This window comes from Anaerolineae bacterium, assembly GCA_016931895.1.
Classification (GTDB): domain Bacteria; phylum Chloroflexota; class Anaerolineae; order 4572-78; family J111; genus JAFGNV01.
The window spans coordinates 1-5,130 of record JAFGDY010000193.1; the positions used below are offsets into that span (position 1 = coordinate 1).

Annotated in this window: 4 protein-coding genes; 3 read left to right on the plus strand and 1 reads right to left on the minus strand. The window is 51.2% G+C overall.

Annotated elements, in window-relative coordinates; translation table 11 throughout:
- The first annotated feature begins 197 nt into the window (after positions 1-197).
- On the plus strand, positions 198-344 hold the full coding sequence (locus JW953_14125; GenBank protein ID MBN1993833.1) for a pilus assembly protein: 147 nt from the start codon (positions 198-200) through the stop codon (positions 342-344).
- 91 nt (positions 345-435) lie between these two features.
- Here JW953_14125 and JW953_14130 read toward each other — a convergent pair whose 3' ends face one another.
- A complete protein-coding gene (locus JW953_14130) occupies positions 436-2,478 on the minus strand; it encodes a thioredoxin domain-containing protein (protein MBN1993834.1) in 2,043 nt (680 codons plus the stop codon).
- A gap of 241 nt (positions 2,479-2,719) precedes the next feature.
- Between JW953_14130 and JW953_14135 the strand changes: the two genes are divergently transcribed.
- Together JW953_14135 and JW953_14140 are read left to right on the plus strand one after the other, a co-directional pair.
- A complete protein-coding gene (locus tag JW953_14135; GenBank protein MBN1993835.1) occupies positions 2,720-3,478 on the plus strand; it encodes an alpha/beta fold hydrolase in 759 nt (252 codons plus the stop codon).
- Positions 3,479-3,625: 147 nt separating this feature from the next.
- The gene (locus JW953_14140; GenBank protein ID MBN1993836.1) at positions 3,626-5,050 is read left to right on the plus strand and encodes a GAF domain-containing protein; all 1,425 of its coding nucleotides are present in this window, start codon (positions 3,626-3,628) and stop codon (positions 5,048-5,050) included.
- The last annotated feature ends 80 nt before the right edge of the window (positions 5,051-5,130 follow it).

The following is a 5,130-nucleotide window of genomic DNA, read 5'->3' on the forward strand; positions in this document are numbered from 1 at the left end:
GACATAATTAACCTGTCCCCAAACAAGTCTGGGCACAAGCCAGGTTGTATGGTAACCAGGTGGGGAAAAATTAATTTACTCTTAATCTAATCTTTACGGTAAATTTACGGATAAATTGACAATTTTAGTGTATCATGGCATAGTAATATATAATCTATTGACATTCAGAAATCTTTGCAGAAAGGAGGTAAAAGCTCATGTTATTTCTTCCGCGTGAAGAAGGCCAAGGCTTGGTAGAGTACGCTTTGATCCTGGTATTGGTAGCCATTGTGGTAATTGCTATTCTGCTTTTGCTTGGCCCGGTTGTTGGTAACGTATTCAGCAACATTGTTGGCAACCTGTAGTATTTTATTTTTAGAAATTCTATATTATTGTAATAATGAAAAGCCGCCTGGTTTTGGCGGCTTTTCCCTTTTTGGAACGGGTTGGGCCAGCCTATTTAGTAAGTAAGGACTCCAAGGCAGCCACCTCGGTGACCGGCTGTTGGCAGGTGAAGTTGTGGCAAACGTAAGCTGTGGCTCGACCATCTTTGGCCAGACGCCCCCGCACCAATTCTGGCTGGTCAGATTCATTCAGTTCATCAGCCACCGCCACCACTTGATTAGGCCGATAAAGCTTTAACAATGTGCGCAGCATGTTATCCGTATCCTCCCGGCCGGGCTGGCCGATAATGGCAATTTCTTGGGGTGGAGCCAGGGCAAACTCCAACGCCCCCAACCAGTGCCCAAAAGCGCCCGGATATTGGCTCATTGGCCCCTGCAACGCAGCCAGCGCAGCCAGGGCCGGTGTTTCATATTCGGCCTGGCCTGTATAAGCCGCCAGCAACAACAAAGTTCGCACGGCCATACTGTTGCCGCAAGGAATGGCGTTGTCCTGCAAACTCTTGGGACGGGTCACAAGTTGTTCATGGTCGTCAGCCGTATCAAAAAAACCACCGGCTTTATCTTGAAAATGGGCCAGCACTACGTCCATAAGAGCGCGAGCTTCCCAGAACCAGCGGGGATTGAAGGTGGTTTGATAAAGCGCCAGCAGCCCATCGGCATAAAAGGCATAATCTTCCAGATAAGCCATGCCTTTGGCCTGGCCTTTATCAGCTTTCCAGATACGAAATAGCCGTTTCCCTTTTTTCATGGTCAACGCGATAAACTCTGCATTCCGGGTGGCCAGGTCAATGTAATCGGGGCGGTCCAGCACCCGGCCTGCTTCGGCCAAAGCGGCCAGGGCCAATCCATTCCAGGCCGTGATGATCTTCTCATCGCGGCCCGGTTTGACCCGTTTTTCTCGCACGGCAAACAATTTGGCTCTACTGCGTTCCAGAATGTCGTTCAACTCGGCCCGACTGATCTGCAACTGCTCGGCCAATTGATCCAGGGGCGCCGGCACATGGAGAACAGATTTGCCTTCAAAATTTCCTCCGGGTTCAACGCTATAGGCTGCGCAAAAGATTTCCCCATGGGCCTGGCCCAAGATGGATTTGATCTCCTGCGACGTCCAGACAAAAAATTTGCCCTCCTCGCCTTCGCTGTCGGCATCCTGGCTGGAATAGAAACCTCCCGCCGGGTGGGCCATCTCCCGCCCAATGTAATCCAAAGTCTCCTCAACAATCCGGCGATAGAAAGGTTTGCCGGTCAGTTGGTAAGCGTGCAAGTACAGCCGCGCCAGCAGGGCGTTATCGTACAGCATTTTTTCAAAATGGGGCACCAGCCACATACCGTCCACGGCATAACGATGAAAACCCCCGCCAAGCTGGTCATACATCCCTCCTTGAGCCATTTTGTGGAGGGTCAGCTCAACCATTTCCAAAATTGGGGTTTGCTGGTTACGGTAATAAAAACGCAACAAAAAATCGTAGGTCATTGGCTGGGGAAATTTGGGAGCGCCGCCAAAACCGCCGTGCGTCCAGTTAAAACTGTGGGCCAGCGCTTGGGCTGCCAATTCAGGCACAGCAGGGTCCAATGAAGCGCCAGGTTGCCATAAGATAATAGTCTGGAGACGGTCCACAATGGTGGCCGCATTTTTGAGCACATCACTCTTTTGGTCCCGATAAACGTGAGCCACATTTTTCAGCACCTGTTCAAAACCGGGCAAACCATGCCGGGGCGTGGGGGGAAAGTATGTGCCGCCATAAAAAGGTCGGCCTGTGGGAGTCAAAAATACGCTCATTGGCCAGCCACCCTGGCCCGTAAGGGCTACCACCGCATCCATATAAATGGAGTCAAGATCAGGCCGCTCCTCCCGGTCAACTTTGATATTGACAAAATGCTCATTCATAATGGCGGCGGTCTGCTTATTTTCAAAACTCTCGTGGGCCATCACGTGGCACCAGTGGCAGGCCGAATAACCAATACTCAAAAATATCGGTTTGTCTTCGGTTTTGGCTTTGGCCAAGGCTTCCTCTCCCCACGGATACCACTCCACCGGGTTATGGGCGTGTTGCAATAAATAGGGGCTGCTTTCTTGGGCTAATCGGTTTGGCACGTCGGCCTCCTTTTTTATAAAAATCCTTATAAAAATTATACCCGCAGAAACATAAAACGTAAAACAAAATACGGCCAAGGTTGTGGCCCAAACTTCACCTGAACGTCCCTGGTTTGTCTTCAACGCCGCTCTGCATTTATAATAGGGCTACCACTACGGCCTTGTTGCAGGCAAAAATCCGCCGGTGATGAAAGATACATAGTAGCGGGCCGAGGATAAGAACTATTTTCAGGAGATCAAAATGACAACCTCAAACACTTTCATTCATAATCCTCACCTGGAAGGCGACACCTTCTTCTGGGAAGCCGGGCCGGTAGGCGTTCTCCTGGCCCATGGTTACACAGCTTCAACCGCGGAAGTGCGGCTGTTGGGCCGGTTTTTACACCGGCAGGGTTATACGGTAGCCGGGCCGCTATTGCCCGGCCACATGACCACCCCCCAACAGATGAACCACTATCGCTGGCAGGATTGGGCAGGGGCGCTGGAAGCGGCGTATCAGCAAATAGCGGCCCGGTGCGAACAGGTTTTTGTGGGCGGGGAATCAATGGGGGCGCTACTGGCCCTCTATCTGGCCAGCGAGCATCCAGAGACAGCGGGTTTGCTCATTTATGCGCCGGCGCTGCGCATATTACCCGGCAAAGCCTTGCTGGCCCGCCTGTTGGCGCCGGTAGTGCCCTACATGCGCAAGCAGTGCATTGAGCCGACTGAACGGTGGCAGGGTTATACCGTGAATCCAATTCCGGCGTTAGTCCAAATGCTCCATTTGCAGGGAGAGGTGGACCGTCGTCTGGCTGGTATTTGCCAACCTTTATTATTGATTCAGGGTCGTTTGGATAGTGATATTGACCTGCGCGGCGTAAACTTGCTCTATCAAAAAATTGGCTCCCCCTTCAAGGAACTACACTGGTTGGAACACTCCCGGCATGCCGTCATTCTGGACCGGGAATTAGATCAGGTGACGGAGTTGACCCAACGTTTTATTGAACGGATACTTGAATAAGGATTTATGGTTGTTAGGGATTTTATTAGGCATTTTTTCCTATTGGTAATACCCTTGTTAAAAACTGTAGGTAACAGTATAATTTTAGGTAGGAATACCCCATACAAATTGCCGCAAAAGCAAGTTTCTAAGCGCGGAGAAGAGTAAATGCCCCAAAGTCACCAAAAAATTCAAGACCCACGTATCTCCCAATATATTGAAGCAACTGAACGACTAAAACACGGCGATTACAATATTGACATGCCCGTCAGCCCGGTTGACGAGGTGGGAAAATTAGGCCAGGCCCTGCGAGAATTGGCCAACACCCTGGAAAAACATTATCGCGAGCTACAGAAACTGGATGAAATCACCTCTGAGATCAATGCCGGCCTGCTGCTGGACGACATCCTGGAAAACGTTTACCATAATTTTCAGGCCCTGATCCCTTATAATCGCATTGGGTTTGCCCTGATAGAAAATGAAAAACCCACAACAAGGGTGCGGGCGTGTTGGGCCAAAAGCGACCAACCCCGGCTAACACTTTGCAAAGGCTATTCCGCCCCTTTGGCCGGGAGCAGTCTGGAAACCATTCTGGCTAATGACCAGCCGCGGATCATCAACAACCTGGAAGCCTACCTGGCCCAAAAACCAGAATCTGATTCTACCCGTTTGATTGTAGAAGAAGGGATGCGTTCTTCCCTGACCTGCCCGCTCATTGCCAACGGCATCCCTGTTGGCTTTATCTTTTTTTCCAGCATCCAGCCAAATACTTATGCCGACGTGCATGTTGACATCTTCAAACGAATTGCGGGCCAACTTTCGATTATTGTGGATAAGGGGCGCCTGGTTTCCGAATTGTCTACGCAAAAAGCAGCCATTGAAGTACAAAATAAAGAATTGCAGCGATTGAATGAACTTAAAAACACCTTCCTGGGTATTGCGGCCCACGATCTACGCGGCCCCATTGGGTTTATTCAGATGATTACCCACTTCCTCTCAGAGCCATCCGAGGATGTGTCGCCCGCCGAGATGGAGTCATTTATCAAAGACATCAACCAGCAAACCACCCACATGTTGGTTTTAATTGACGACCTGCTGGATGTTACTCAAATTGAAGCCGGTAAACTCACCCTTAAATTGGGAACTGTGGCGCTGGACCAATTTATGGCTGCAGTGGTCGCCCGCCATGCCAAGGTGGCGGCTTCTAAAGGCACAAGAGTTATTCTGGAAACAACGCCCCATGGCAGCGTGATGGCCGACCCGGCGCGTCTCCAGCAAGTGGTTGATAACTTGATCTCCAATGCCGTTAAATACTCTCCGCCGGGCAGTATGGTTAAAGTGGGAGTTCGACAAACCGGCGACGGGTGGCGGATCAATGTGCAAGATGAAGGGCCAGGGCTAACGGCTGAAGACCGCCGGCATTTGTTTCAGAATTTTGCCCGCCTCTCGGCCAGGCCTACGGGAGGAGAAAAAAGCATTGGCCTGGGTTTGGCTATCACGCGCCGGATGGTTGAGGCCCACGGCGGCGAAATTGGGGTGGATTCCGAACCGGGCCGGGGCGCCAACTTTTGGTTCACCCTGCCGGCTCAGTAATCAACCTCCCGCATAGCGGGAGGCATTAGGAAGCCCCCCAGAGGGGGGCAACTGGGATAGGAAAGCCCCGTTGGGGCTAA

Coding starts and splice junctions, on each gene's coding strand:
- JW953_14125 (MBN1993833.1), top strand. CDS start 198: ATGTTATTTCTTCCGCGTGAAGAAGGCCAAGGCTTGGTAGAGTACGCT.
- JW953_14135 (MBN1993835.1), top strand. CDS start 2,720: ATGACAACCTCAAACACTTTCATTCATAATCCTCACCTGGAAGGCGAC.
- JW953_14140 (MBN1993836.1), top strand. CDS start 3,626: ATGCCCCAAAGTCACCAAAAAATTCAAGACCCACGTATCTCCCAATAT.